This window comes from Kribbella sp. NPDC104740 (assembly GCF_055583505.1).
The window spans coordinates 939,474-965,898 of record NZ_JBVJNV010000003.1 but is presented as its reverse complement, the minus strand read 5'-3'; the positions used below and the strand labels follow the sequence as shown (position 1 = coordinate 965,898).

Annotated in this window: 27 protein-coding genes and 1 riboswitch; of the genes, 17 read left to right on the top strand and 10 right to left on the bottom strand. The window is 70.3% G+C overall.

Annotated elements, in window-relative coordinates; genetic code table 11:
- Positions 1 to 99 precede the first annotated feature (99 nt).
- Positions 100 to 459 carry a YybH family protein gene (locus ACZ6Z4_RS20700; protein ID WP_465566549.1) on the bottom strand — a complete coding sequence of 120 codons (360 nt, stop codon included), beginning with the start codon at positions 457 to 459 and terminating at the stop codon, positions 100 to 102.
- A gap of 263 nt (positions 460 to 722) precedes the next feature.
- Between ACZ6Z4_RS20700 and ACZ6Z4_RS20695 the strand changes: the two genes are divergently transcribed.
- On the top strand, positions 723 to 1,763 hold the full coding sequence (locus tag ACZ6Z4_RS20695) for an amidohydrolase family protein (RefSeq protein WP_465566546.1): 1,041 nt from the start codon (positions 723 to 725) through the stop codon (positions 1,761 to 1,763).
- 3 nt (positions 1,764 to 1,766) lie between these two features.
- Here the strand turns inward: ACZ6Z4_RS20695 and ACZ6Z4_RS20690 are convergent, their stop codons facing one another.
- Positions 1,767 to 2,483 (bottom strand): DinB family protein, encoded by a 717-nt coding sequence (locus ACZ6Z4_RS20690; RefSeq protein ID WP_465566800.1) that lies wholly within the window; start codon positions 2,481 to 2,483, stop codon positions 1,767 to 1,769.
- On the opposite strand from ACZ6Z4_RS20690, the gene ACZ6Z4_RS20685 reads away from it, so the two are divergent.
- The 4 genes from ACZ6Z4_RS20685 to ACZ6Z4_RS20670 all read left to right on the top strand — a co-directional run bounded on the left by ACZ6Z4_RS20685 (position 2,482) and on the right by ACZ6Z4_RS20670 (position 7,260).
- Complete coding sequence (locus tag ACZ6Z4_RS20685) at positions 2,482 to 4,251, top strand: DEAD/DEAH box helicase (protein ID WP_465566543.1); 1,770 nt, start codon at positions 2,482 to 2,484, stop codon at positions 4,249 to 4,251. The two genes, ACZ6Z4_RS20690 and ACZ6Z4_RS20685, sit on opposite strands and share 2 nt — an antisense overlap.
- A gap of 165 nt (positions 4,252 to 4,416) precedes the next feature.
- Positions 4,417 to 5,316, top strand: a complete 900-nt coding sequence (locus tag ACZ6Z4_RS20680; RefSeq protein WP_465566540.1) for a phosphotriesterase family protein — start codon at positions 4,417 to 4,419, stop codon at positions 5,314 to 5,316.
- A gap of 63 nt (positions 5,317 to 5,379) precedes the next feature.
- Positions 5,380 to 5,748 carry a DUF1304 domain-containing protein gene (locus ACZ6Z4_RS20675; protein WP_465566536.1) on the top strand — a complete coding sequence of 123 codons (369 nt, stop codon included), beginning with the start codon at positions 5,380 to 5,382 and terminating at the stop codon, positions 5,746 to 5,748.
- A gap of 42 nt (positions 5,749 to 5,790) precedes the next feature.
- Complete coding sequence (locus ACZ6Z4_RS20670) at positions 5,791 to 7,260, top strand: MFS transporter (protein ID WP_465566533.1); 1,470 nt, start codon at positions 5,791 to 5,793, stop codon at positions 7,258 to 7,260.
- 106 nt (positions 7,261 to 7,366) lie between these two features.
- On the opposite strand, the gene ACZ6Z4_RS20665 is transcribed toward ACZ6Z4_RS20670, so the two are convergent.
- Positions 7,367 to 8,005: a LysE family translocator gene (locus ACZ6Z4_RS20665; RefSeq protein WP_465566530.1), complete on the bottom strand. Its 639-nt coding sequence runs from the start codon at positions 8,003 to 8,005 to the stop codon at positions 7,367 to 7,369.
- 157 nt (positions 8,006 to 8,162) lie between these two features.
- A riboswitch (cobalamin riboswitch) is annotated at positions 8,163 to 8,304 on the top strand.
- Between the two features lie 34 nt (positions 8,305 to 8,338).
- Between ACZ6Z4_RS20665 and ACZ6Z4_RS20660 the strand changes: the two genes are divergently transcribed.
- The 3 genes from ACZ6Z4_RS20660 to ACZ6Z4_RS20650 are packed head-to-tail and all read left to right on the top strand — an operon-like array spanning position 8,339 to position 9,891.
- Positions 8,339 to 8,536 carry a CbtB domain-containing protein gene (locus tag ACZ6Z4_RS20660; RefSeq protein WP_363670139.1) on the top strand — a complete coding sequence of 66 codons (198 nt, stop codon included), beginning with the start codon at positions 8,339 to 8,341 and terminating at the stop codon, positions 8,534 to 8,536.
- A gap of 39 nt (positions 8,537 to 8,575) precedes the next feature.
- On the top strand, positions 8,576 to 9,334 hold the full coding sequence (locus ACZ6Z4_RS20655) for a CbtA family protein (RefSeq protein ID WP_465566527.1): 759 nt from the start codon (positions 8,576 to 8,578) through the stop codon (positions 9,332 to 9,334).
- Positions 9,331 to 9,891 (top strand): histidine phosphatase family protein, encoded by a 561-nt coding sequence (locus ACZ6Z4_RS20650; RefSeq protein WP_465566524.1) that lies wholly within the window; start codon positions 9,331 to 9,333, stop codon positions 9,889 to 9,891. Before ACZ6Z4_RS20655 ends, ACZ6Z4_RS20650 begins: the two co-directional genes overlap by 4 nt.
- Positions 9,892 to 9,907: 16 nt before the next feature.
- On the opposite strand, the gene ACZ6Z4_RS20645 is transcribed toward ACZ6Z4_RS20650, so the two are convergent.
- The 3 genes from ACZ6Z4_RS20645 to ACZ6Z4_RS20635 all read right to left on the bottom strand — a co-directional run bounded on the left by ACZ6Z4_RS20645 (position 9,908) and on the right by ACZ6Z4_RS20635 (position 11,948).
- Positions 9,908 to 10,288 (bottom strand): VOC family protein, encoded by a 381-nt coding sequence (locus ACZ6Z4_RS20645; protein WP_363670133.1) that lies wholly within the window; start codon positions 10,286 to 10,288, stop codon positions 9,908 to 9,910.
- A gap of 100 nt (positions 10,289 to 10,388) precedes the next feature.
- A complete protein-coding gene (locus ACZ6Z4_RS20640; RefSeq protein WP_465566520.1) occupies positions 10,389 to 11,240 on the bottom strand; it encodes a fumarylacetoacetate hydrolase family protein in 852 nt (283 codons plus the stop codon).
- Positions 11,241 to 11,249: 9 nt separating this feature from the next.
- Positions 11,250 to 11,948 carry a GntR family transcriptional regulator gene (locus ACZ6Z4_RS20635; protein WP_465566517.1) on the bottom strand — a complete coding sequence of 233 codons (699 nt, stop codon included), beginning with the start codon at positions 11,946 to 11,948 and terminating at the stop codon, positions 11,250 to 11,252.
- Positions 11,949 to 12,088: 140 nt separating this feature from the next.
- Between ACZ6Z4_RS20635 and ACZ6Z4_RS20630 the strand changes: the two genes are divergently transcribed.
- From ACZ6Z4_RS20630 to ACZ6Z4_RS20605, 6 genes are read left to right on the top strand one after another with little or no spacing between them, the layout of a single operon-like run.
- Positions 12,089 to 13,201 (top strand): sugar ABC transporter substrate-binding protein, encoded by a 1,113-nt coding sequence (locus ACZ6Z4_RS20630; RefSeq protein WP_465566515.1) that lies wholly within the window; start codon positions 12,089 to 12,091, stop codon positions 13,199 to 13,201.
- The gene (locus ACZ6Z4_RS20625; protein ID WP_465566511.1) at positions 13,198 to 14,283 is read left to right on the top strand and encodes a mandelate racemase/muconate lactonizing enzyme family protein; all 1,086 of its coding nucleotides are present in this window, start codon (positions 13,198 to 13,200) and stop codon (positions 14,281 to 14,283) included. Before ACZ6Z4_RS20630 ends, ACZ6Z4_RS20625 begins: the two co-directional genes overlap by 4 nt.
- Positions 14,280 to 15,362 (top strand): ABC transporter permease, encoded by a 1,083-nt coding sequence (locus tag ACZ6Z4_RS20620; protein ID WP_465566508.1) that lies wholly within the window; start codon positions 14,280 to 14,282, stop codon positions 15,360 to 15,362. The genes ACZ6Z4_RS20625 and ACZ6Z4_RS20620 overlap by 4 nt, the downstream gene beginning before the upstream one ends.
- Positions 15,359 to 16,354: an ABC transporter permease gene (locus tag ACZ6Z4_RS20615; RefSeq protein ID WP_363670120.1), complete on the top strand. Its 996-nt coding sequence runs from the start codon at positions 15,359 to 15,361 to the stop codon at positions 16,352 to 16,354. Before ACZ6Z4_RS20620 ends, ACZ6Z4_RS20615 begins: the two co-directional genes overlap by 4 nt.
- Positions 16,351 to 17,865: a sugar ABC transporter ATP-binding protein gene (locus tag ACZ6Z4_RS20610; RefSeq protein WP_465566502.1), complete on the top strand. Its 1,515-nt coding sequence runs from the start codon at positions 16,351 to 16,353 to the stop codon at positions 17,863 to 17,865. Before ACZ6Z4_RS20615 ends, ACZ6Z4_RS20610 begins: the two co-directional genes overlap by 4 nt.
- Positions 17,862 to 18,701 carry an amidohydrolase family protein gene (locus ACZ6Z4_RS20605; protein ID WP_465566499.1) on the top strand — a complete coding sequence of 280 codons (840 nt, stop codon included), beginning with the start codon at positions 17,862 to 17,864 and terminating at the stop codon, positions 18,699 to 18,701. The genes ACZ6Z4_RS20610 and ACZ6Z4_RS20605 overlap by 4 nt, the downstream gene beginning before the upstream one ends.
- 109 nt (positions 18,702 to 18,810) lie before the next feature.
- On the opposite strand, the gene ACZ6Z4_RS20600 is transcribed toward ACZ6Z4_RS20605, so the two are convergent.
- The 3 genes from ACZ6Z4_RS20600 to ACZ6Z4_RS20590 form a co-directional block, all read right to left on the bottom strand.
- Positions 18,811 to 19,617, bottom strand: a complete 807-nt coding sequence (locus ACZ6Z4_RS20600) for a maleylpyruvate isomerase family mycothiol-dependent enzyme (RefSeq protein WP_465566495.1) — start codon at positions 19,615 to 19,617, stop codon at positions 18,811 to 18,813.
- A gap of 87 nt (positions 19,618 to 19,704) precedes the next feature.
- A complete protein-coding gene (locus ACZ6Z4_RS20595; RefSeq protein ID WP_465566493.1) occupies positions 19,705 to 20,376 on the bottom strand; it encodes a hypothetical protein in 672 nt (223 codons plus the stop codon).
- Positions 20,377 to 20,411: 35 nt separating this feature from the next.
- Positions 20,412 to 21,479, bottom strand: coding sequence for a DNA polymerase IV (locus ACZ6Z4_RS20590; RefSeq protein WP_465566490.1), 1,068 nt, complete (start codon positions 21,477 to 21,479; stop codon positions 20,412 to 20,414).
- An 87-nt stretch (positions 21,480 to 21,566) separates the two neighbouring features.
- Here ACZ6Z4_RS20590 and ACZ6Z4_RS20585 point away from each other — a divergent pair, with 87 nt between their 5' ends.
- Positions 21,567 to 22,427: an NAD-dependent epimerase/dehydratase family protein gene (locus tag ACZ6Z4_RS20585; RefSeq protein ID WP_465566487.1), complete on the top strand. Its 861-nt coding sequence runs from the start codon at positions 21,567 to 21,569 to the stop codon at positions 22,425 to 22,427.
- Between the two features lie 19 nt (positions 22,428 to 22,446).
- Here ACZ6Z4_RS20585 and ACZ6Z4_RS20580 read toward each other — a convergent pair whose 3' ends face one another.
- Entirely contained in the window at positions 22,447 to 22,917 is a 471-nt protein-coding gene (locus ACZ6Z4_RS20580) for a GNAT family N-acetyltransferase (protein WP_465566484.1), read from the bottom strand.
- A gap of 142 nt (positions 22,918 to 23,059) precedes the next feature.
- Here ACZ6Z4_RS20580 and ACZ6Z4_RS20575 point away from each other — a divergent pair, with 142 nt between their 5' ends.
- Positions 23,060 to 25,465: an immune inhibitor A domain-containing protein gene (locus ACZ6Z4_RS20575; protein ID WP_465566481.1), complete on the top strand. Its 2,406-nt coding sequence runs from the start codon at positions 23,060 to 23,062 to the stop codon at positions 25,463 to 25,465.
- A gap of 13 nt (positions 25,466 to 25,478) precedes the next feature.
- Positions 25,479 to 26,411: an RNA polymerase sigma factor SigJ gene (sigJ, locus tag ACZ6Z4_RS20570; protein WP_465566476.1), complete on the top strand. Its 933-nt coding sequence runs from the start codon at positions 25,479 to 25,481 to the stop codon at positions 26,409 to 26,411.
- The last annotated feature ends 14 nt before the right edge of the window (positions 26,412 to 26,425 follow it).

Here is a 26,425-nt window from a genome sequence, read left to right as displayed (position 1 = left end):
GGTGTCCCGGTGGTGCACGACCTCGAACTGCTCAGGTGGGCTGAGCCCTTCCCGCGGACCGGTGGCACCCTGCGTGCCTGTCTTCCACAGTACGCCGGATCACGGCGCTTGCATCCACCACTCGGTGAACTCGTGGGCCCGTCCGCCCCGGTCCAGGCGGATCACCCACAGGTTGCTGAACAGCGCCGGCGGGCTGGTCAGGTACGTCGTCCAGCCGCGGACGAACCCGACGCCGTCGCCGAAGCCGAGCACCTCGTACTCGAAGGTGGTCTCGCCCGCCGCGTCGGCGACCTCCAGCCAGGCGCGCACGATCGCGTCCCGGCCCTGCACCGGCTCCTCGTCGGGGCGCCGGTAGAAGACGGCGTCCTCGGTCCACAGCGCGCCGATGTCCTTGGGGTCGTTCGACTCCCAGGCCCGCCGGTAGCGCGCGACCCACTTGTCCAGGTCCTTCTCCCGCATGACTGCATCCTGCCTCCTGTATTTGTTGGCGGCGACTTCGGCTGTGTTTTTGGCGTCGACTTCGTCGCCGCGGGTTTTGGGGCTTTTTCGCCCGCTCTTCCCTCGTCGGTCGGTCGCTTCGCTCCCTTCCTCCTCAGTCCAGAGCGGGCGGCCCCAAAACCTTGGGGGGATCGAAGCGGCGTGGTCTGCGACGGGCGCCGGGCTTTCCGGCGGTGACGTGGACCGAAGCCGTTTCCGGCCCTGTTGACAGAGAAGATACGGAGATGACGACCTGGACCTTCGACGGAGTTTCGCTGCCTGTGGACAAGTCGGTGCGGCTGCGGTTCGGGACGGGCGACGAGGATCGGCTGCCTGGGCGGTTCGCGCTGCCTGGGCTCGTCGACGCGCACTGTCACCTGACTGTGGACGCGGACGAGCAGGGGCCGTTGCTCGCCGGGGGTGAGGCGGAGGCGGTCGCGCGTCTGGACGAGCTCGCGCAGGCGGGGGTGAGCGCGGTGCGCGACGTCGGGGGTCAGCGGGCGATCACGCTCGAGCTGGCGCGTTCACCGCGCGAGGGCCGGCCGGTGGTGCTCGCTGCTGGGCGGTTTCTGGCGCCGAAGGGGCGGTACTTCCCGCGGATGCACGATCCGGTCGAGGCCGATGAGCTGCTCGCTGCTGTGGAGGCTGAGCTGAAGGACGGCGCGACCTGGGTCAAGCTCGTTGCGGACTTCCCGGCGGTCGGGCCCGACGGGCCGATTCGCGGGAGTGCGATCGAGGCGTCGTACGAGATCGAGTTGGTCGCGCAGGTGGTCGAGAAGGCGCACGCGATGGGTGGGCGGGTTGCGGCGCACACCAACGGTGCGGTGGTGAGCGAGTTGATCCGGGTCGGGGTGGACTCGATCGAGCACGGGACGTTGATCAGCGAGCGGGATCTGGAAGTGCTGGGAGCTCGAGGTGGGGCTTGGACGCCGACGCTGTGTGCGTCGATCGACGTACGGGCTGGTGAGAGTGAGGAGCGGCGGGAGCGGCGGCTCGCCAGTGCGAAGTACTTGACCGGCATGCTCGAGTTGGCTGATCAGTACGGCGTGACGGTGCTGACCGGGTCGGACGCAGTGGGGTCCGTCGCGCGGGAAGTCGCGTTGCTGGCTCGGCACGGGCTCGATGTCACGCAGGCGATGGAGGCCGCGACGACGAAGGCCTGGGACTACCTCGGATTACTCGATGACGGCGGCAACCTCGTCACGTACGACGAAGACCCGCGAGAACGTCCCGAGACTCTGGCGACGCCGGCCGCGGTGGTTCTGCATGGTCACCGGATCCGATAGAGCTCACTCGCCGACTTGGCCGTCGATTCTCTCGCGGAGCAAATCGGCGTGGCCGTTGTGGCGGGCGTACTCCTCGACCATGTGCAGGTAGAGCCAGCGCACCGACAGCTGCGGGCCGCCGCGTGGCCGGGTGAACTCGTGGTCGAGGTCGTAGCCGCCGGCAATCGCATCCGACTCCGCGACCACTTGGCGGAACGTTTCCAGGTCCGCCTCCGCCTCAGCAGGCGAGACCAGGTCGAAGTCGCCGTCGGGATGTTCGTCCGTCCACAGCTTCAGCGCGTCCATGCGCCCGTCCAGGCTCAGCTGGAACCAATACCGCTCCACCTCGGTCAGGTGCCGGACCAGGCCGAGCAGCGTCATTCCCGACGGATCGACAGTGGGCCGGACCAGTTCATCCCTGGTAAGCGCGGAGACCTTCCAGAGCAGCGTGCCGCGGTGGAAGTCGAGAAATCCTTGCAGCATGGCGCGTTCGGCACCGGTCGACGGCGGGTCGGCGCGGAACCGTGTGGAGGTGTCGGTCGTCACAGGCACGACCGTACCGCCACGCAACTGTCTGGGGAGGCGAACCTCGTGCCGTATGCTGGGTGATGACGGTCCGCCCAGTTCTGCCTCGGACCATTTGGCAGTCGACCCCCACGCGCCGCGGCCCACGATGCCGCGCCGGGCAGGACGACCCTTTTCGACTTTCTTGGAGTACCAGATGGCGGTCAGCCGCCCCATGCCCACGCCCGAAACCTCTTCCGCCCGCCCGGACGGACCGGCGCGCCCCCGGCGCCGCCGCCGTTCAGGGGCCGGTGGCAACCAATCCGGTCAGGCGGCCGGAGCCCCGAAAACCGCACAGAGCAACGAGAATCGTACCCAGGGTGAGCGTCGCCGCGGCGGTAAGAAGCCGCAGCAGGCCGTACAGACCACCGAGCAGTACGACGACGTCGCGCCGCTGGTCGTCCCCGACGACCTGACCTTCACCGACCTCGGCCTGCCCGCCGAGCTGGTCGCCGCGCTGTCCTCGGCCGGCGTCACCAAGCCGTTCCCGATCCAGGCGGCGACGCTGCCGGACTCGCTGGCCGGCAAGGACGTGCTCGGCCGCGGCCGGACCGGTTCCGGCAAGACCTACGCGTTCGTGCTCCCGGTGATCGCCCGGCTCGCGTCCAGCGGCACCCGCCGCCGGCCGAACCAGCCGCGCGCGCTGATCCTGGCGCCGACCCGTGAACTGGCGACCCAGATCCAGGCCTCGATCACGCCGCTGACCGACGCGTTCGGGCTGCGCACGATGACCATCTTCGGTGGCGTCGGGCACGGCCCGCAGATCACCGGCCTGCGCAAGGGCGTCGACATCGTCGTCGCCTGCCCGGGCCGGCTCGAGGACCACGTCAAGGCCGGTCACGCCAAGCTCGACGCGGTGGAGATCACCGTGCTTGACGAGGCCGACCACATGGCCGACCTGGGCTTCCTGCCCGCCGTACGGCGCCTGCTGGAGGCGACTCCGGCCGACGCGCAGCGTCTGCTGTTCTCGGCGACGCTGGACGCCGGCGTCGACGTACTGGTCAAGCGGTTCATGCGGAACCCGGTCACCCACAGCGTCGACTCGGCGCAGTCGCCGGTGTCGAAGATGACCCACCATGTCCTGCACCTGCAGGCCGACAGCCGGCTCCCGGTGCTCGTCGACCTGGCCGCGGCTCCTGGCCGCACGCTGGTCTTCACCCGCACCAAGTACGGCGCCAAGTCGCTCACCAAGAAGCTGATCGCCCAGGGCGTGCCCGCGGTCGAGCTACACGGCAACCTGTCCCAGGGCGCCCGCACGCGGAACCTGGAGGCCTTCTCCGACGGCTCCGCGCGGACGCTGGTCGCGACCGACATCGCCGCGCGCGGGATCCACGTCGACGACGTGTCGCTGGTGATCCACGCCGACCCGCCGATCGAGCACAAGGCGTACCTGCACCGCTCCGGCCGGACGGCGCGGGCCGGCGCCGAAGGCACCGTCGTCACGCTGATGACCGACGACCAGGTCAGCGACGTGCGCGACCTGACCCGCAAGGCCGGGATCGCGCCGAAGGTGACCAAGCTGCGCGTCGGCGACCCGCTGCTGACCGAGCTCGCTCCGGGTGAGCGGACGTACGTCGAGCCGCCGGTCAAGGCGGCCAACGACGACGTACGCCGTGGTGGCGAGTCGTCCGGGCGTGGTCGCGGTCGTGGCCGGCGCGGGAGCTCCGGGCCGGGTGAGGCTGCTCCGGCGGCGCGCGGTGGGTCTGGTGCGGGTGGCCGGGCTTCCGGTGGGGCTCGCAACGGGTCCGGTGGCGGCGGCCGTAGCGCTGCTGCTGGTGGTGGCCGCTCGGGTGGAGCCCGTGGCGGTTCCGGCGGCGGTCGCGGTGGCTCCGGTGGAGCGCCGAAGAGCTACACGACGACGACACCGGGTGCGAGCAGCCGACCGGCTGGTGCCGCGGCGTTCTCAGCAGGTACGCGAGCAGGCAGCAGCCGCCGCGGCCGCTGACGCGCCGGCCGCGCTGACGCGCCGGCCGCGCTGACTCGCAAGGCTGGCTCACGCCGGATCCGGTGCAGAGGTCGTTGGAATCGGTTCAGAACATCTAGCTGAACGACAGAGCCCAGGTTGCCCGTGGCAGCCTGGGCATTGTCATGTCGTGAAGGGGAGAGCCGAATGGCCGTCGTACGGACTGTGCTGGGTGACGTCGCACCGGAGGAGCTCGGGGTGTGCAACGCGCACGACCACCTGTTCATCCGCAGCGCGGTGATGCCGCCGGGGCAGGAGCTGGACGACTACGACGGCGCGCTGCAGGAGGCGACGCTGTACGCCGAGGCCGGCGGCCGCGCGGTGATCCAGTGGACGCCGTACGGGCTGGGCCGGCGGGTGGACCTGCTGCCGAAGCTCTCCCGCGAAGCCGGCGTACAGGTGGTCGCTGCGACTGGGATGCACCGGGCTGAGCACTACGGCGAGGTGCCGGACCTCGACCTCGCCGAGGTGTTCGTGCGGGAGCTGACCGAGGGCATCGACAACAGCCAGGTGCGCGCGGGGATGATCAAGATCGCCAGCGGGTTCCACGGGCTCGACAAGCACACCGCCTGGGTGCTGGACGCGGCAGCGGAAGCGCAGCTGGCGACCGGTGCGCCGATCGGGATCCACCACGAGCTGGGGACCGGAGCGGACGTCGTACTGGATCGCCTGGAGGGCCATGGGGTCGCGCCGGACCGGATCATCCTCGGGCACCTCAACCGCTTCCCCGACCACCAGATCCATCAGGAGCTGGCCGCGCGCGGTGCGTTTCTCGCGTTCGACGGGCCGTCGCGGGCCAACAGCGCGACCGACTGGCGGATGGTCGACTGCCTGGCCGCGCTCGCCGAGACCGGGTACGCCGACCGGCTGCTGCTCGGCGGCGACACCACGAGCGCGCGGGCGCGGCTGGCGACCGGTGAAGGGCCGGGGATGCCGTACCTGTTGACGAATCTGCGGCCGCGGCTGACGCGCCGGCTCGGAGCGGAAGCGGTCGAGCAGATCTTCGTGACCAACCCGGCGCGGGCCTTCGCGACCAGCTGGAAATGACGGCAGGAACTCGCCACTCGTGACGTTCTGTTGCCGGAGGCATCCGAGCGGTACGGTTCGCAGGTGAACACCGTCGCGCAGATCTTCGTCGCCCTGGCCGGGGCCCTGCACCTCGTCTTCTTCGCCATGGAGAGCTTGCTCTTCCGCAAGCCCAGCGTTCAGCAGCGGTTCCGGGTCACGACCGCGGCCGAAGCCGAGGCGGCGCGGCCGTGGGCGTTCAACCAGGGCTTCTACAACCTGTTCCTCGCCGCGGGCGCGATCGGCGGGCTGATCGCGGGTGGCGACCGCGGGTACGCGATCGCGCTGTTCTCGTGCGCGTGCATGCTCGGCGCCGGGCTGGTGCTGATCGGGTCGGACCGCCGGATGGCGCAGTCGGCGGCGATCCAGGCCGGGCCGCCGCTGATCGGGCTCGTCCTTGCTGCGGTGCTCTGACGCCTTGACTTGAAGTGCACTTGAGCCCTGAGGGTTCAGGGCATGACCACCACGACCGCGCCGACGCGCGCACCTGGAGTTCTATCCCCGCAGTACCGTGCGCTGACGGTCGGGATGGTCGCGCTGATCACCCTGGTCGCGTTCGAGGCGCTCGCCGTGTCGACCGCGATGCCGACCGTCGCGCAGTCGCTGGACGGTCTGTCGCTGTACGCGCTGGCGTTCGGCGGGCCGTTGGCGTCGGGTGTGGTCGCGATGGTCGTGTCGGGGACCTGGTCGGACCTCAAGGGGCCGACGCGGCCGCTGTGGCACGGGACGGGGTGGTTCCTGGCCGGGCTGCTGATCGCCGGGCTGGCGCCGACGATGGAGGTGCTGGTCGTCGGGCGGGCGATCCAGGGGTTCGGGTCGGGGCTGCTGACGGTCGCGCTGTACGTCGTGGTCGGGCGGTTCTACCCGGCTGAGCTGCGGCCGCGGGTGTTCGCGGCGTTCTCGACGGCTTGGGTGGTGCCGTCGCTGGTCGGACCGGCGATCGCGGGGTTGATCGTCGAGCACGCGAACTGGCGGATCGTGTTCCTGGCGGTGCCGGTGCTGGCGGTGCCGGCGGCGCTGATCATGCGCCCGGGGCTCGCGCGGGGTGAGCGGTCGGCGCCGTTGAGCGAGGCCGAGTTGGCACCGTCTGGTGAGGGCGAACCGGTGCGGTCTGGTGAGGTCGAACCGGCGGGGTCTGGTGGGGCGAACTCGGCGCGGTCTGGTGAGGTCGACTCGGGCAGGCTCTGGACCGACCAGGCCTGGTACGCCGTGGGTGCGGCGTTCGGCGTCGGGCTGCTGCACTACGGCGGGCAGCAGCGGGGAGCCCTGCAGTTGATCCTGATCGCGATCGGGCTGGCGGCGGTGGTCGTGTTCGCGCCGAAGCTGCTGCCGAAGGGGACGTTCACGGTCCGCGCGGGGCTTCCGGCGGTGATCGCGTTGCGCGGGCTGGTCGCAGCGGCCGGGTTCGGGGCCGAGGTGTTCCTGCCGCTGATGCTGACCCGGGAGCGCGGGCTGTCGCCGGCGTGGGCGGGGATGGTGCTGACGGTCAGCGCGCTGAGCTGGTCGGCGGCGTCGTGGTACCGGGGCCGGCCGAACCAGCCGTTCGAGCACCACGTGTTCCTGCAGGCGGGCATGCTCTCGCTGCTGCTGGGGATCGGGACCGCCGCCGCGACGCTCGACGACCGGGTGCCGGTGGTCGTCGGGATCCTCGGGTGGGCGCTGGTCGGGCTGGGGATGGGGACGGTGTTCCCGACCGTGTCGGTGCTGGTGCTGGAGTACTCCACGGTCGAGCAGCAGGGTGCGAACAGCTCGGCCCTGCAGCTCAGCGACTCCTTGCTGACAGCAACGATCCTGGCGATCGGCGGCTCGCTCTTCGCCGCCATCGAGCCGCACTCGCCGACCACGGCGTACCTGACAGCCTTCGGCTTGCCTGCTGCGCTTGCTGTGGTGGGCGTCTTCGCGGCTCGGCAGACTCGAATGGTGTGAATCTGGTGCGGCTGACGGCGTCTGCTGCCCGCCGCCTGTTCTTTCCTTGTTGAGTTTACAAGCGGAGGGTGAACGGCTGGGGAGTTGTCCACAGCCCTGCAGCGGACTAGTCCTTCGCGCCCGTGAGGGCGATGCTCGCGCCGAGCGTGATGATCATCAGGCCGCCGGTGCCGCCGACCAGTTCCAGGCGGCGCGGGGAGCGGGCGAACCAGTTGCGGGCGGTGCCGGCGGCCAAGGCCCAGGTGGTGTCGGAGATGAGGGCGATGGTGATGAAGATGAGGCCGAGCAGCAGGATCTGGAGGGTGGGGTTGCCGGCTTCGGGGTCCAGGAACTGGGGGAGGACGGCGGCGAAGAAGACCGCGGTCTTGGCGTTGGTGACGCCGACGAGGAAGCCCTGGCGGAGGACTCGGCGGGTGTTCGCCGGGCGGACGCCGGCGGTGAGTGCAGAGGCGAGGGACTTGCGGGTGCGGAAGGCGTGGATGCCCAGGTAGATCAGGTACGCCGCGCCGGCGAGTTTCACGACGGTGAGGGCGATGGCGCTGGCGGCGATGAGGGAGCCGAGGCCCAGGGCTACCGCGACCAGGAGGACCACGACGCCGGCCATGCTGCCGATCATGGTGAGGACGGCTTCGCGGCGGCCGACGGTCAGGGCCCGGCCGATGATGAACAGGACGCTCGGGCCGGGGACGACGATGACGATCAGGGCGGTGACGGCGAAGGCCAGGAGGTGGTGGGCGGACGGCATGGAGTCAGGGTAAGTGCCGGGTCCGCGACCCGCTGCACGATCTCGCCAGCCGAGGCGAGCCCGCGAGGCTGCGGGGATCTCGCCGGCCGAAGCAATCCCCGCGAAGCTGCGGGATCTCGCCAGGTGGGGAAGATCACCGGCGCGCCGGGATCCGTTGACCGGTCACGAAGGCGGCCGCTACCGTTCAAAGGTCAACCTGCGGTGCCATGAGGGAAACCGGTGAGAAACCGGTACGGCCGCGCCACTGTGAGCGAGCTTCGGGCTCGTGAGTCAGGACGCTCGGGCACTCGCAGCCTTTCGATGGGGACGCGCACTTCCCCAGGAGGTCCTCAGATGTCTGCTCCTGCTCGCCCGGTCGCCGTACCGGCCGTTTCCCCGCGCCTGCTCGCGGTCGCGCTGCTCACCGTCGGCGTGCTGCTGATGCTGGCCTACCTGGTCGCCTTCGACCAGGGTGCGATCTCCCAGTCGGGCATGTACCTGCACGAGCTGATGCACGACGGCCGGCACCTGCTCGGCGTGCCCTGCCACTGACGTCCTGCAGTACCCACACCACCATCTGACAGGACTGTCATGCGCACTTTCGGGAATCTCCTGGTGCGCGGACTGATCGTCGGCCTCTTCGCCGGCCTGCTGGCCGGAACCTTCGCGTACGTGATGGGCGAACCGCACATCGACGCCGCGATCGCGATCGAGGAAGCCGGCGGCGCCGCGCACACCCATGGCGAAGCGACCGAGGCCCCGGCGGCCGAGGAGGAGGAACCGCTGGTCAGCCGCGACGGCCAGCGGTTCGGGCTCTTCCTCGCCACCAGCCTGTACGGCGTGGCGCTCGGCGGCATCTTCGCCGTCGGGTTCGCCCTGCTCCGCCGCCGCCTCCGCACCACCAGCGACTCGTACGCCGCGCTCGGCCTGGCCGCCGCGGGATTCGTCGGGATCGTGCTGGTGCCGTTCCTCAAGTACCCGCCGAACCCGCCCGCCGTCGGCGACCCGGAGACGATCACCAAGCGGACCGTCACCTACCTGCTGACGCTGGTGATCGGGCTGCTCGCGGTCTGGGCCGGCGTCGCGGCGTCCCGCTGGGCGCAGCGCTTCGGCGACGCGCCCTGGATCCGGCTCGCCGCAGGCGGGGCCGCGTTCGTGGTGACGATCGTGGCGGCGTACCTGATCCTGCCGGCGATCAACGAGGTGCCGGGGTCGTTCCCGGCGACGCTGCTGTGGCAGTTCCGGTTCGCCTCGCTCGGCACGCAGGCGGTGCTGTGGACGCTGATCGGATTCGGTTACGCTGCGTTGGTGGATCGTCACTCCAAGGTCGCGGAGCCGGTTGCCGCGTGACCACGACGCTGACCCTCGTCGCGCATGCGCTGACGCCTGGCCTGCGCGGGCTCGTCCTCGGTGGAGAGCCCGCGCCGGACCAGGCGAGCCTGGAGGCGGCGCGTGACCTGCGGGTCGACGCCGGTACGACGTACTGCGGGCCCGAGCCGGCCGCGATCCTGACCGCTGAGGCGATGGGCTTGCAGCCGGTCGTGGTCGGGGCGCTGCGCGACCGGGAGTACGGCGACTGGACCGGGCGCGACCTGGAGGAGCTGCTCGCGACGGAGACTGCGGCGGTCTCGGCGTGGCTGGAGCGGCCGCACACGGCGCCGCCGGGTGGTGAGACGGCGAACGACCTGATCGCGCGGGTCGCCGACTGGCTGGGGGACCTCACCGAGGCTCCGCAGCACGCGGAGCGGCAGACGGTGGTGGCGGTGGTGCATCCGGCGGTCGTGAGAGCTGCTGTGCTCTACACGTTGGAGGCGCCGGCTGAGTCGCTGCGGCACGTGGATGTTCGCCCGCTGGCGACCGTCAGCCTCTCCGCCCACGCGACGGCCTGGTCGCTCAGCCTCCAGTAGCTGCACCCGCGGAGGATCAGCCGCCGGTCGCCGCACGCTCCGCGGCCGAACGGAGCACGCAGAACTCGTTGCCGGCCGGGTCGAGCATCACCACGAACCCCGTACCGTCCGCCTCCCGGTGGTCGTGCTCGACCGTCGCGCCGAGCGCGACCAGCCGCTCGACCTCCTGGTCGCGCGGGATGTCCGGCTCGAGGTCGAGGTGGACGCGGTTCTTGGCACGCTTAGGGTCGTTGTTGCGCTCGAACAGCAGCTTGACCGGGCCGGTGTCGACGGCGGCGTACGGGTCGTCGGGGAAGTCGTCCGACGGGCGCTCCACGCCGAACACCTGCAGCCAGAAGCCGGCCAGCTCGTAGGGGTCGGCCGCGTCGAAGGTCACCGTGCGCACGATCGAGGTCATGGCACAGAAAGATGCCGTACGACGGGTTCGCCCCGCCACCGAGATTCGGGTGACGGGGCGGAAAGGCCGACCGAGAGCCGGGCCGGGGCGCGACGCGCGCTCAGGCCTGGCGAAGCTCCTGGCGCTGCCTGCCCAGCCCCTGGATCTCGCACTCGACGACGTCACCCGGCGCCAGGTACGGGAACCGCCCGGACAGCGCCACACCCTCCGGCGTACCGGTGTTGACGATGTCGCCCGGGTCGAGCGTCATGTACTGCGACAGGTCGCGGATCAGCGCGGCGACCGAGAAGATCATGTCCCGGGTGTTGGAGTCCTGCCGCGGCTCGCCGTTGACGAACGACTTCAGGTCCAGCGCCTGCGGGTCGCCGACCTCGTCGGCCGGGACCAGCACCGGGCCGAGCGGGTTGAACGTCTCGCAGCACTTGCCCTTCGACCACTGGCCGCCGGAGACCTCGAGCTGGAAGGCGCGCTCGGAGACGTCGTTGGAGACCGCGTACCCGGCGATGCAGGCCAGCGCCTCCTCGTCCGAGGTCAGGTACCGGGCGGTCTTGCCGATCACGACCGCGAGCTCGACCTCCCAGTCGGTCCTGCGGCTGTCGCGGGGGACCAGGACGTCGTCGTACGGGCCGACGACGGTGTTCGGGTGCTTGAAGAAGACGATCGGCTCCTTCGGCGGCTCGGCGCCGGACTCGGCCGCGTGCGCGGCGTAGTTCTGGCCGATGCAGACCACCGCGGCCGGCTTGGCGATCGGGGCGCCGATCCGCAGGCCGTCGACCTCGGCCGCCGGCAGCGACCCGGCCTCCAGGGCCGCGCGGGCGCGGGCGATCCCGTCGGCGGCCAGGAAGGCGCCGTCGATGTCGGCGGTGACAGAGCTCAGGTCGTAGGTGGTGCCGTCGGCGGCGCGCACGTAGGGGCGCTCCTCACCGACCGCGCCGAGGCGCAGCAGTTCCACAAACTCTCCTTAGTCTTGTTCTTCGAACTTCGGGCGCAGCCGTGCCCGGGAGGCCTCGATGTGCGAGCGCATCGCGGCGGCGGCCTGCTCGGGGTCACCCTTGCGGACCGCGGTGACGATCGCCTTGTGCTCGCGCAGGGCCTGGGTGGCGATACCGCCGCCGTAGTACAGCCGGAACAGGTGCAGGTGGCAGTGCGTCCGGGCGAAGGACTGCCGGGCGGTCTCGTTGCCGGACAGCTCCAGCACCAGGTCGTGGAAGCGCTGGTCGTGACCGGCCATCGCCTTGTACGAGTCGTAGTCGGGGCGCTCGGGGACCTCGGTGTAGCTGAGCATCTCGTCCTTGAGCCGGACCAGGTCCTCCGGCGACGTGCGTTCCGCGGCCCGGCCGGCCGCCCACGGCTCGATGTGCAGCCGGTACTCGAAGAGGTCCTCGAACTCGGCCCGGGTCAGCGTGGAGGAGACCCGGTAGCCGCGCAGCGGCTCCTTGATCACCAGCCCGTCGGACTCCAGCCGGGCCAGCGACTCGCGGATCGGGGTCTGGGAGATGCCCAGCTCCCGGGTCAGCGCGTCGATGTTCAGCCGGGTGCCCGGGGCCACCACGCTGTCCATGATCAGGCCCTTGACCGTCTCGTAGACGTCGTCGCTCAGTACCTGTCGCTGCGGCAGGCGGGTGAGCTGCCCCGCCAGACCCACATGCGCATCCGTCACCGTCGCTCCTCCCGAAGCACTCATTCTGCCCGACCCCGGAGGTCGTGCTCAGTCGTTACCGGGGCAAGGGTTGACGCCACCAGTGTGAGGCGGCAGCATCAGGTTCGCAATATCCTATAGGATCTTCGAGGGAGCGCCCCATGCCCACGTCCCTGCCCACGTCCGCCGCCCGGTACCGGAGGTCGGCGATCGCCGGCCTGGCCGTTCTCGCCCTGGCCGCCACCGGCTGCAGCACCAAGAGCTCCAACGACAGTACCGGTGGTACGGCGGGCGACGACGCCTCGACGGGCTCGACCGGCGGCCCGGTCACCCTGAAGGACGCCTCCAGCGTGAAGCTGGCGCTGATCCCGGGCGGTGCGCACCCCTACTTCCAGCCCTGGAAGGCGACCGCGGAGCTGGACAAGACCGAGTTCAAGCTCGGCGACGTCACCTTCGACGAGACCGGCGAGTGGGACCAGAGCAAGCAGAACAACGTGGTCAGCTCGCTGGCCGCCCGCGGCTTCAACGCGTTCGGCATCTTCGGCGTGTCGCCGACCGACATCAACACCACCTTCGAGGACCTCAAGTCCAAGGGGTTCGCGGTCGGCTCGCTGGCCTCCTGCCCGGCCGGTGACACCAACTCGGCCGACTTCTGCCTGTCCACCGACGTCGAGGCGGCGGCGTACAAGGCGGCCAAGGCGACCATCGAGGCGATCGGCGGCGAGGGCACGATCGTGCACCTGACCGGCAACAACGTCGACTCCAACACCCAGCGCCGGATCGCGGGGGTGAAGAAGGCGGTCGGCGAGACCGGTGGCAAGGTCACCGAGCTGCCGGTGGTCACCGACATCGACAAGGACCTGCAGACCGCGCAGCGCTCGGTCGCCGACCTGCTCGCGGCCAAGGGCAAGGACATCAAGGGCATCGTCACCACGGCGTACAACCCGGCGGTCGCCGCCGCGGACGGCGTGGCCAGCAGCAAGCTGCCGATCAAGGTGGTCGCGATCGACGACGACGCGAAGATCCTGTCCGGGATCAAGTCCGGCGGCGTCTCGGCGACCGTCGCGCAGAACCCGGTCGGCCAGGCGTACGTCGGCGGCTGGCTGCTCGCGCTGCTCGGCTCGAAGCAGTGCACGATGAAGACGCCCGGTGTGATCGTCGACTCCGGCTCGTTCGTGGTGACCAAGGACAACGTGGACACCTACGACGACGAGCGCAAGGCCAAGACCAAGGAGCTCCAGACCGAGTTCGCGAGCCAGTTGAGCTGCCAGTGACCATCACCCGCGCCGAGGCGTTCCTGGTCGACCTGGAGGTCGAGACGGTCCGGACGGACGCCGTCCAGGCCTTCCTGAAGCAGGAGACGATCTTCGTCGAGCTGGAGACCTCCGACGGAGGTACCGGGCTCGGCTACTCCTACACCATCGGTACCGGCGGTACGGCGGTGCTGGCGATGCTCCGCGACCACCTCCTGCCGCGGCTGGTCGGTGCCGACGCCCGCAACGTCGAGGGGCTCTGGTTCGACCTGTTCGCCTCCACGCGGGCCACCACGGTCGGAGCGATCACGTCGCTCGCTCTGGCCGCGGTGGACACCGCCCTGTGGGACCTGCGCTGCCGCCGGGCCGGTGAGCCGCTCTGGCGGCTGGCCGGCGGCTTCCGCCGCAACGTCCCGCTGTACGACACCGAGGGCGGCTGGCTGCACCTCAGCACCGAGGAGCTCGTCGCCGGTGCGCTGGCGTCGCAGAAGGCCGGCTGGCCCGGGGTGAAGCTCAAGGTGGGCAAGCCGCGGCTGCACGAGGACGTCGAGCGGCTGCACGCCGTACGGGACGCGGTCGGGCCTGCGCTCGACATCATGGTCGACGCCAACCAGTCGATGACGTACCCGGAGGCCAAGCGGCGTGCTGCCGCGTTCGAGCCGCTCGACCTGAGCTGGTTCGAGGAGCCGCTGCCGGCCGACGACCTGAGCGGGCACGTCCGCCTGGCCGACTCCACGTCGATCCCGATCGCGGTCGGCGAGTCGATGTACTCGGTGTCGCAGTTCCGCGAGTACGTCGCGGCCGGTGCGGCCGGCATCGTCCAGGTCGACGTGGCCCGGGTCGGCGGCATCACGCCGTGGCTGAAGGTCGCGCACCTGGCCGAGACCTTCAACCTGGAGGTCTGCCCGCACTTCCTGATGGAGCTGCACGTCAGCCTCACGGCGGCGGTACCGAACGGCCGGTACGTCGAGCACATCCCGCAGCTGCGGGCGATCACCCGGACCGAGATGGAGATCTCCGACGGGCACGCGGTCGCACCGGACGAGCCGGGCCTGGGCATCGACTGGGACCGGGACGCCATCGACGACCGGCGCGTCTCGTGAGCGCACCGGTCTCGGAGACCGCCACCGCCGCGCTCCAGGAACCTGACCAGCCGCCGGCTCAGCGGGGCGGCAAGACGCCCTGGTGGGCCAACCAGCGGGTCGGTCTGCTGATCCTGGTGGTGCTGCTGGCGATCCTGTTCGGCGTACTGCGCCCTGCGTTCTTCAACCAGCAGCTGGTGGTCTTCCCGCTGCTGCGCGACATCGCCATGTTCACCGTGGTCGGCCTCGCGCAGCTGTGCGTGCTGTCGATCGGGCACATGAACCTCGCGGTCGGCCGGATGGCCGCGTTCTCGATGATGATCACCGGCATCTCGTACGACCTGTGGCACTTCAGCCTGTACGCCGGCCTGCTGGTCGGCCTGATCGCGGGCGCCGCCATCGGCGCCCTGGCCGGCTGGGTGATCGCGCGCACGGGCGTGAACTCGTTCGTCGTGACACTCGCGCTGGACTTCCTGCTGCTCGGCCTGATCCCACTGGTCTACACGGCGCTGACCGACAACGCGGCGTTCGTCACCAAGCCCGACGGGATGCGCGAGATGCGCAACTACTCGCTCGCCGACATCTGCATCGGGAACGTCTGCGGCTCACCCGCGGTGCCGCAGCTGGCGCTGTTCGCGGTGATCGCGATGGGCGTGGTCGGCTGGATCTACAGCCGGACCAAGCTCGGCCGCGAGCTGCTGATGACCGGTACGTCGGTCAAGGCCGCGGAGCTGTCCGGGATCCCGACCGCGCGCCGGGTGATCACCGCGCACGCGATGTCGGGTTGCCTGGCCGCGCTGGCCGGCTTCATGCTGGCGGTCAGTACCGGCTCGATCAAGGCGACGATCGGCGAGGAGTTCATGCTGCCGTCGTTCCTCGGGCCGATCCTCGGCGGAACGCTGCTGGCCGGCGGGTTCATCTCGGTCTGGGGCACGCTGCTCGGGACCGCGCTGACCTCGGTGATCCGCAAGGGGCTGGACCTGCTCGGCGTCGGTCTGGAGAGCCTCAACATCTACCTCGGTCTCATCCTGCTGGTTGCCCTGAGCACCGACCGGGTCCGGACCGTGCTGTCGGAGCGGCAGGAGGTGCGACGACGATGAAGCGGTTCGTGAAGACCACCGAGATGACGTTGCTGGTGATCTGCGTGGTGTTCTTCGTCTTCCTGGTGATCGCCTCCGGCGGTGACCTGGTCGGACAGAATTCCCTGAAAGTGCTGCTTCAGTTCCTGGCCGTGCCCATCCTGATCGGGTTGGCTCAGATGGTGGTCCTCGCAGTGGGCCAGCTGAACCTGGCAGTCGGCGCTGTCGGGGGATTCGCCGCAGCCGCGATGGGGGTGATGATGGCCGACCACGGAGTCCCGGTGCCGCTGGCGCTGCTGTTCGGCTTCCTGCTCGCGACCGCGGCCGGGCTGGCCAACGGGCTGCTCGTCGTGCTGACCCGGATCAACGGGTTCATCGTCACGCTGGCGACGATGACCGTGCTGCTCGGCGTCCAGTACCGCCTGGTCGGCACCCGGACGGTCGACGCTTATCCCCAAGGGCTGAAGACGTTCGGGTCGCACGCGCTGTTCGGTGTCCTGCCGCTGATCTTCCTGGTCGCGCTCGTCGTCGCCGGGCTGCTCGCGCTGATGCTGCGGCGGACCGTGCCCGGGCGGCAGCTGCTCGCCTCGGGCGGGAACCCGATCGCCGCCCGGCTGTCCGGCATCTCGAACGACCGGTCGGTGATCCTCGCGCACACGCTGTCCGGGGCGATCCTCGGCGTCGCGGCGATCCTGACCGTGGCGTCCTCGCCGGGTGTGAACAAGAGCATCGGCGGCGACTGGCTGCTGCCGTCGTTCGCGGCGCCGATCATCGGCGGCGCGCTGCTCACCGGCGGGTCCGCGGTGGTGCTCGGGACGGTGCTCGCGGCGTTCATCGTGCGCTTCGTCGACACCGCGCGGGCCGAGTTCTCGCTCGAACCGAGCTGGGTGAACTTCGTGGTCGGTGCGGTGGTGCTCGGGTCGGTCGTGCTCGGACAGGTCCGCGCGCGGCGGCAGGCCCGGCGTACGGTCGTGAAAGCGCCTGATGCCGCGGTGGCGGGAGGGGTGTCATGACGCTGTTCGTGGCAGAGAAGGTCGACAAGCTGTTCCCCGGCGTCCGGGCGCTGGACGGGGTGACGCTCTCGCTGGAGGCCGGGTCGGTGCACGCGCTGCTCGGCGAGAACGGTGCCGGGAAGTCGACGCTGATCAAGGTGATCACCGGGCTCTACCGGCCCGACGGCGGCCGGCTGCTGCTCGACGGCGAGGAGGTGACCTTCGGGTCGCCGCACGAGTCCGCGTCGGCGGGCATCGGCGTCGTGCACCAGGAGCGGAACCTGATCCCCGGCTTCACGGTCGGGGAGAACATCCTGCTCCAGAAGCTGCCGACCTCGCGCGGACTCGTGGATCGGGCCGCTATCCGGTCCGAGGCGTCGCGCTGGCTGGCGGAGCTGGAGCTCGACATCGATCCCGACCAGCCGGTGACCGAGCTGTCGGTCGCGCAGGCGCAATTGGTCGAGATCGCGAAGGCGCTGTCGGTGGAGAGCCGCGTGCTGCTGCTCGACGAGCCGACCGCGTCGATCACGCCGAACGAGGCCGAGCGGCTCTTCCGCGTCGTCGACAAGCTGAAGAACGACGGGCGTTCGGTGCTGTTCGTCAGTCACAAGCTCGAAGAGGTCTTCCAGATCTGCGACACCGTCACCGTGCTGCGGGACGGCTCGTCGGTGCTGGAGTCCGGGGCGCTGGCCGATCTGACCCGTGACCAGGTCGTCGACCTGATGGTCGGTCGCGTGCACGAAGCGCTCAGCCTGCCGCCGCGAGCTGTGGACGAGTCGGCAGCTCCGCTGCTGGAGCTGTCCGGGGTTTCGACGGCGACCGGTCACGCCGACATCGACCTGGCCGTGCGGCCGGGGGAGATCGTCGGGTTGTACGGGCTCGTCGGGGCCGGCCGGAGCGAGCTGGCCAAGGCGCTGCTCGGGCTGGACCGGATCACCGCGGGGTCCGTCCGGGTCCGGGGTCAGGACGTCCGGATCAAGAACGTCCGGGACGCGCTGCGCAACCACAAGATCGGGTACGTCACCGAGAACCGCAAGGAGGAAGGCGTCTTCCTCGAGCAGTCGGTCAGCCGCAACATCGCCGTCACGATCTGGGACCGGCTGCGCAAGCTGCTCGGCTACGTCCCGGCCCGCGCGGAGTCCGAGCTGGTCGCCCGGTACGTCGAACAGCTCGGCATCCGGATCGCCTCGCCGGCCCAGCTGGCCGGCACGTTGTCCGGCGGCAACCAGCAGAAGGTGTCGCTGGCCAAGTGGCTGGCCGCGCAGACCGAGATCCTGATCATCGACGAACCGACGGTCGGCATCGACGTCCGCACCAAGGACGCCTTCCACACGCTGATCTGGGACCTCGCGGCGAACGGGCTGGCGATCCTGCTGATCACGTCGGACCTGCCGGAGATGATCACGCTGGCCGACCGGGTCGTCGTGATGCGCGACCACCGGGTCCAGGGCGAGGTCGCCAACGACCACGACTACGACCGGATCAGCCAGCAGGTGATCCGGCTGATCCACGCCGAGAAGGTGACCACATGAGCAGGGTCGACGCGCACCACCACGTCTGGGACCTGGGCGTCCGGGAGCAGAGCTGGATGGTCGGGGCCGCGATAGATCCGATCCGCCGCAACTTCCTGATCGACGACCTGGCGCCGCTCGCGGCGGAGGCGGACGTGACGCAGACCGTGCTGGTGCAGACGGTCGGGCTGGCGGCCGAGACGCCGGAGTTCCTGGAGGTTGCTGCGAGCAACGATTTGGTCGCCGGTGTGGTCGGGTGGGTCGACCTGACGGCCGAGGACGTCGAGGACGCGCTCGCCGGGTTGCTCAACCGGCCGGACGGGGTGTGGCTGAAGGGGATTCGGCACCAGGTGCACGACGAGCCCGATGTCGAGTGGCTCAACCGGGCCGACGTACGGCGTGGGCTCGCGGTGGTTGCCGAGGCCGGGCTGGTCTACGACCTGCTGACCAAGGCGCCTCACTTGCCGGCCGCGGTGGAGACCGTGCGGGCGCTGCCGGAGCTGAGCTTCGTCGTCGACCACATCTCGAAACCGGAGATCGGCGGCGATCTGGAGCCCTGGGCAACGGGTCTGCGCGATCTCGCGGCGGAGCCGAACGTGACCTGCAAGCTGTCCGGGATGGTCACCGAGGCGTCGTGGACGGACTGGAAGGTCGCCGACCTCAAGCCGTACGCCGACGTGGTGCTCGACGCGTTCGGGCCGGACCGGGTGATGTTCGGGTCGGACTGGCCGGTGTGCCTGCTGGCGGCGTCGTACGGGGACGTCGTCGCGGCCGCCGAAGACCTGACCACTCAGCTCACGGCGGCTGAACGCGATCAGGTCTTCGGGGAGACGGCACGGCGTACGTACCACCTGTGAGGCGCCGGTCGGAGCCGACCCTCGGTCCGCGTGCTCAGCCCTGGCGCGCGGGCCGAGCGACCGACCACCTCCGGTACGCCCTCGTCGCGGGCCGGATGTCGGCTCCCGTTCACCAGCCGCGGAAGACCTTGCGGAGGTCATCCAGGGTGACCTTGTTGCCGGAGAGAGCGACCGAGTCCGGGGTGTAAGCGGCGGCGTTGCGGCCGGTGAGCAGGCGGACCAGGTACTCGGCCGGTGTGCTCAAGTTGCCGTCGGCGGCCGGGGCGCCCGGTGCCTGCGACGATTCGGTCAGCTGGACCGAGTCGGTGATCGCCAGCGTGAACGAGCGCGTGGGATCGCTCGTGCTGACCGTCAGAATCGCGCCGCCGTCGAGCTGTTCGGCCTTGCTCACCCGGCCGAGCAGCGTCGGGATCGTCTCGAGCAGGATCTCGGTCGCCTCCGGCGCGATCCTGGCCGCCGGGTCGAACGCCACGCGGACGTCCCAGCTGTGCAGCGCGAACTCGTTGAGCCGGGCGCCGGCCGCGATGGCGACGTCGACCGGTTCGGGCAGGTAGCCGAGGTCGATGCGCAGGTCGGTGAGCTGTTCGTCGGTCAGGGCCTCGTAGCGCTCGATCAGCGTCCGGCCGGCGCTGAGGAAGTTCTCCGCCTGCTCGGTCGGGCTCATCGCGTTCCAGCGGTCCCAGGTGTTGGTGTTGAAATCGGCCGGCGGGCGGCCGGTGCCGTCGATCGCGCCGTCGAGCGCGGCCAGGTTGATCACCGAGCCGCTGCCCAGGTGGCTCAGCACGTCCGCGACCTTCCACTCGCTCGCGGCCGACGGGCGGACCAGGTCCTCCGGCGGGAGGCTGCCGATCAGCTCGGCGAGAGTGTCGAAACCGGTACGCAGGGCGCCGATGGCGCGCTCGGCCTTGCTGGTCATCAGGTGTCTCCCGGTGATGGATGAACGATCAAGTAATGACAGCAACCGGGGTGGCCGATTACTTCCCGATCACCGGGAGAATCTGCGTCAGGGGAGACGGACGTAGCCGAGGGTGGCCTTGGTGGCGATGGTCTCCAGCGCGGCCTGGTCTTCCGGGCGGCCGGAGACCGAGACTTCGAAGCCGGTGTCGGTGGCCTTGTCGATGGTGACGAAACGGTCGAGGACCTGGCGGGTGCCGCGGGCCGGATCGGTGTAGGTGTAGGTGAGCGTCGTGTGCTGGAAGGTGAGGCCGGCGAACACCTCGCTGGTCGCCTTGCCGGAGCTCTCGGTGTGGGCGAGCAGGCGGAAGCCGGGAGTCGAGCGGAGCGCGGCGAGCTTCTGGGCGACGTACGTCGCGCGGGGCTGCGGTTTGGTGAGGACGCCGTCGAGGCGGAGGGTCCAGAGCTTGTTCGGGCTGGTGAAGCGGGACTCGAAGGTGGTCAGCTTCGCCATCGACCAGGTGGTGGGGACGGGGACGATGACGCCGAGCTCGGTCTTGGGGTCGCCCCAGACGCGGTTGGTGTAGCTGAGGCCCGCGGTGGTGAGAGACGGGACCGTCGGGGCAGCGGTGCTCGGCGCCGGGGTGCTGGGCTTCGGCGTACTGGACGGGCTTGCGGCTGGGGCGGAACTCGCCGGGTGAGTCAGCAGCAGGGCAGTGGTGGCGCCGGCTGCCAACAGGGCGGCGGCAGCGATCGTGGCGACGCGGGTGCGGGTCCTCATGGTGCTCGGTTCGATGCCGGTCGGCCGGGAAAAGTTCACTCCTCCGGAGGCGGCGCGAACTCGGCCCGTACGCCGAGCAACCGGACCGGCCGCCGCAGCTCGAACTTCGCCAGCACGGTGAGCGCCGCGTCGGCGACGACCGCCGGGTCCTGCGTCGGCGCAGGCAGCTTGCGGGACTTGATCGGCGTGAAGAACGTGATGAAGCGGACCTTCACGTGCACGCGCTGGATCCAGCGCCCGTCGGCGACCACCTCGCGGGTCAGCTCCTCGGCGAGCTCGCGGACCCGGTCCTGGATCTCGACCGGGTCGGACAGGTCCTCGGGATAGGTGACCTCGTGGCTGCGTGACACCGGTTCGCGCGGGACGTCGGTGACCTCGGTGTCGCCGAGGCCGCGGCCGAGCGCGCCGTACCAGGCCCCCATCTTCGGGCCGAAGCGTTCCTTCAAGCCGTCGAGGTCGGCCGCGGCGAGATCGGCGACGGTCCGCAGGCCGAGGTCGTTCAGGTTCTGCGACATCCGGGCGCCGATCCCCCACAGGTCGCGGACCGGGCGGTGGTGCATCACCTCGGCCCAGTTCTCCTGGGTCAGCCGGAACGTCCCGCCGTCGCCGGCTCGCTGGTCCGGCCCGGGCTTCGCGAACCCGGTCGCGAGCTTCGCGCGCACCTTGTTGTCGCCGATCCCGATCGAGCAGGTCAGTCCGGTCCGCTCCAGCACGGCAGCCTGCATCTGCAGCGCCAGCGCCTCGGGATCAGACGTCGCCGCGCCCACGAAGCACTCGTCCCAGCCCCACACCTCGACGGTCACCGGGAACGACCGCAGCACGTCCATCACCTCGACCGACGCGGCCTCGTACGTCGCCGGGTCCGAGGGCAGGAACACCGCGTCCGGACACTTCTTGTACGCCGCCTTCAGCGGCATCCCCGAGTGCACCCCGAACGCGCGCGCCTCGTACGACGCCGTCGCGACGACTTGGCGCCCTTGCTGCGGATCCCCCGAACCGCCGACGACCACCGGCAGCCCGCGCAGCTCGGGCCGCCGCCGGATCTCCACGGCCGCGATGAACTGGTCCATGTCGACGTGCAGCAACCACCAGTCCGCGGTCATACCTCAGGGGTATCACAAGCGACCGAACAGGTCTTGGAAATCCAGCGGCCAGGAACAGCAGAGTGGAAGGCGAGCGAAGGAGACAACATGAAGGTGTTCATGACCGGTGGATCCGGTTACATCGGCCAGGTCGTGATCGAGACGCTGCTGCGGCACGGGCACGAGGTGACCGCGCTGGCGCGCAGCGACCGGGCGGTCGGGCTGGTGACCGCGCGGGGTGCGAAGGCGATGGTCGGTGAGCTGACCGACGTCGCCGTACTGCGCGAAGCGGCGGGCGCGGCGGACGGCGTACTGCATCTGGGGGCGTCGGGTGAGCGGAGTGCGGAGATCGATCGGGTCGCCGCGGACGCGTTGCTCGAAGGGCTCGACGGCCGCGGGACGTACGTGCACACCGGTGGCGTGTGGGTGTACGGCGACACCGGCGGCGTGGTCGGCGAGGACGCGGTGAAGCGGCCGCCGGCGATCACCGCGTGGCGGTTGGAGAACGAGGCGCGGGTGCTGGACACCGTCGAGCGGGGGTGGCATCCGGTGGTGGTGATGCCGGCGCTGGTCTACGGGCGGGCGAGCGGGCTGATCGAGACGTTCTTCGTCGAGGCGGCGCGGGCGCGTGGCGCGGTCGGGCTGGTGGGTGACGGGTCGAACCACACGACGCTCGTGCACGTGGACGATCTCGCTGAGCTGTACGTGCTGGCGCTGGAGAAGGCACCGGCCGGAGCCGAGTACGTCGGGGTGGCGGAGAACCGGACGTTCGCGGAGCTGGGTCCTGCGCTGGCCGCGGCTGCTGGTGTGCAGGAGGTGCGGGCGTTGGAGAACGCGGGTGAGGAGATGGGGCCGATCGCGGAGGCGTTCGGGCTGGATCAGCGGATGACGAGCGAGCGGGCGCGGCGGGAGCTCGGGTGGGTGCCGAAGCATCTGGACGCAGTCGAGGACCTCGCAAGCGGACGCTGAGAGCGAGCGGCCCGAAGAGTCAGAGCTGTTTGCGCATCATCTGGCTGACCGTCTCGAAACCGAGCGACTCGTACAGGTTGATCGCGGTCGCGTTGTTGCCGAAGACGTTCAGGTCGAGCTGGGCGTAGCCGCGGAGCCGGCACTCCTGTTCGGCGGCGATCATGATCGAGCGGCCGTAGCCCTTGCCGCGCTGCTGCTCCTCGACCTCGACGCCGTAGATGTACGGGACCGGGGTGAGCACGCTGATCCACAGGCTGCCGACCAGCGTGCCGTCCGCGGCGAACGCCGACCAGAGCAGGTGCTTGTCGGTGCCGAGGCCGTCCGGGAGCAGCTTGTCGACCTCGGTCCGGGCGAACGCGATCGCGGCCGCGCCGTCCAGGCCGCGCAGCGGGCCGATCCCGGCCGCGAACGAGCGCGCGTTACGGTCCTGCCAGCCGGCGTACTCGGCGGCGGTCATCGTGCGCAACGTGACCGGGGGCGGGGTGCTCATTGCGCCGACGATAGTCCTCGGGCGGGCAGATGGCGATCGTGTTGCGGTCGGCGCTCTGTTGGTTCACAGCGGGCTCCGTCACGCACAGTGCTCATAGGGTGTCAGCCGAGGTAGTTGCCCTTGGCCACCAGGAGGAGCAGACGTGCGCGTGTCACCTGTACGCACCACGGCGGTCGGCGTGCTCGCCGCGGCAGTCGCGATCGGAATCGGGCAGCTGCCGTCGAGGCCGGCGGCGGCGGACACCACCGGTCCGGCGCCCGGCGGCGGGCCGGTCGCCGTCCAGGGCGGCGGCGGGGCGCACGCCGACGAGCTGGCCAACCCGCTCGAGGACAAGCGCCGCGAGCTGCGCGAAGCGGCGCTGAACGGCGTACTGAACGGGTCGGTCAAGGCCGAGCAGCGCGGCGCCAGCAAGGTGGTCAAGGTCGGCCAGGAGGTCGCCGTCCCGGCGGCCCGCGACGGGCTCGGCAAGATCAAGATCGCCGAGCACCGCAAGGCCCAGTACGTCGAGCTGGCGCGGGAGAAGACCGACAAGATCTTCGTCGTCCTGGCCGAGTTCGGCACCAAGCGGCACCCGGACTTCCCGGACCGCGACACCGACCCGGACACCGCCGGCCCGACCACCTTCGACGGCCCGGTGCACAACGCGATCCCGGCCCCCGACCGCAAGACCGACAACTCGACGGTCTGGCAGGCCGACTACTCCGCGCAGCACTACCGCGACCTCTACTTCGGCAAGGGCGAGTCGGTCAAGACGTACTACGAGAAGCAGTCGTCGGGCCGGTACAGCGTCGACGGCACCGTCTCGGACTGGGTGAAGGTGCCCTACAACGAGGCCCGGTACGGCCGCTCGAACGGGACACCGTGCGCGGACACCATCTGCAGCAACACCTGGGCGCTGATCACCGACGCGGTCGGGCAGTGGGTGGCGCTGCAGAAGAAGGCCGGCAAGACCGACGCCGACATCAAGACCACGCTGCAGTCCTACGACCAGTGGGACCGCTACGACTTCGATGCCGACGGCAACTTCAACGAGCCGGACGGCTACCTGGACCACTTCCAGATCGTGCACGCCGGCGGCGACCAGGCCGACGGCGACCCGCACCAGGGCGAGGACGCGATCTGGTCGCACCGCTGGTACGCCGACCAGAACCACACCAGCGGCCCGGCCGCGAACAAGCTCGGCGGCGTCCAGGTCGGTGGTACCGGCCTGTGGATCGGCGACTACACGATCCAGCCGGAGAACGGCGGCCTGAGCGTCTTCGCCCACGAGTACGGGCACGACCTCGGCCTGCCGGACCACTACGACACCTCCGGACAGCCCAGCCAGAACCCGGTGAACTGGTGGAGCGTGATGTCGCAGTCGCGGTCCGGGGCCAAGGGTGACGTCGGGATCGGCCTCAAGCCGCAGGACCTCGGCACCTGGGACAAGCTGCAGCTCGGCTGGCTCAACCACGTGACGGTGAAGGCCGGTCAGACCAAGACGGTCGAGCTCGGCCCGCACGAGTACAACTCGGCGCGGCCGCAGGGCCTGGTCGTCTCGCTGCCGAAGAAGAAGGTCACCAAGCAGCTGGTCGCCCCGGTGGCCGGCGCGAAGTCGTGGTGGAGCGGGACCGGCGACAAGCTCGACAACACCCTGACCCGCAAGCTGACGCTGCCGGCCGGCAAGGCGTCGCTGGCCTTCCAGGCGAACTGGCGGATCGAGGACTGCGGCGCCGACGCCTGCGACTACGCGTACGTCGAGGTGAACGACGGGAGCGGCTTCAAGGCGATCCCGGGCAGCATCACCAAGGCGGCCGAGGCGAACGGGATCGACGGCAACTCCGGCGGCTGGAAGCCCGCCACCTTCGACCTGTCGGCGTACGCCGGTAAGACGGTCGACCTGCGGTTCCGGTACGCGACCGACTCGGCGACGCACGAGCTCGGCTTCTTCGCCGACGAGATCAAACTGACCGCCAACGGGCAGGCGCTGGTCACCGACGGTGCCGAGAGTGGCGCGGCCGGCTGGACGGCCAAGGGCTTCCAGGCCGCCGGGGCGTCGGTCACCACCGAGTACGACCACTACTACCTGGCGTCGAACTACACCTACAGCTCGTTCAACCGGTACCTGCAGTACGGCCCGTACAACTTCGTCGGCAACCCGCGGCCGAACTGGGTCGAGCACTACCCGTACCAGGACGGCCTGCTGGTCTCGTACTGGGACACCTCGGTGTCCGACAACGAGACCGCCGTGCACCCCGGTCAGGGGCAGTGGCTGCCGATCGACGCGAACCCGGCGCTGCGGCCGAACCCGGCCGGCGGTTTCTGGAAGAGCACGCTGCAGAGCTACGACTCGACCTTCGGGACGCAGCCGTCGGACTCGTTCGACCTGACCGTGAACGGCAAGAAGAACCACTTCGCCGGGCCGCCCGCGGTCCCGACGTTCGCCGACCGCAACGAGTTCTGGTCGGCGAAGGTCCCGTCGTACGGCGTGAAGGTGCCGCACGTCGGCGTGAAGATCAAGGTGATCAGCCAGCGCGGGACCAACGTGCGGCTGGTCGTCAGCCCGTAGTTACGCTGAATCCATGGCGGACGACGTCGCGGACCCGGTCACCGGCGAGCCGGCCGCTGTTTCGGCCGGCCGGCTCGCGGCCGAGTGGGAGCAGCACCGGCCCGCGGTGTTCGGCGTCGCGTACCGGCTGCTGGGCAGCGTCGCCGACGCCGAGGACGTCACCCAGGACGTGTGGTTGCGCGCTGCGGGGTCGGACCTCGGCGCGGTCGACAACCTGCGGGCCTGGCTGATCACGGTCGCCGCGCGCCGGTCGTACGACATCCTCAAGAGCGCCCGGGTCCGGCGCGAGACGTACGTCGGACCGTGGCTGCCGGAGCCGCTGCTGACCGGGCCGGACGCCTCCGAACGGGTGCTGGTCGACGAGTCGGTCAGCGCGGCGATGATGCTGGTGATGGAGGAGCTGAGCCCGCACGCGCGGGTCGCGTTCGTGCTGCACGACGTGTTCGGCTTCGAGTTCGAGCGGATCGCGGAGGTGCTCGACACCACCGCGCCGGCCGCCCGGCAGCTCGCGTCGCGGGCGCGGCGGCGCGTGGCCGACGCCAAGCGGTCGACCGTGCACACCTCCAAGGCGGAGCGCGAGCGGGTGCTGTCGGCCTTCCGTGCGGCGTACGAGTCGGGTGATCTGGAAGGGCTGGTCCGGGTGCTCGACCCGGACGCCGTCTACGTCACCGACGGCGGCGGCCGGATCAACGCGGCCCGCAAGCTCATCCACGGCGGCGAGCGGATCGCCGAGGTCATGCTCCGGGTCCGCCGCCAGTGGGACCTGGACCGGGTGGAGGTCGTGGAGGTGGGCGGCGAGCTCGGGCTGATGTTCTACCGGCAGGGGCGGCTCTGGTCGGTGGACACCTTCGAGATCACCGACGGGCTGATCACGGCGTACCGGAGAGTGATCAACCCGGACAAGCTCGGGCACGTCACGCCCGGTGGGGCTACCTCGTCCTCCTGACGAGAACGCAACAC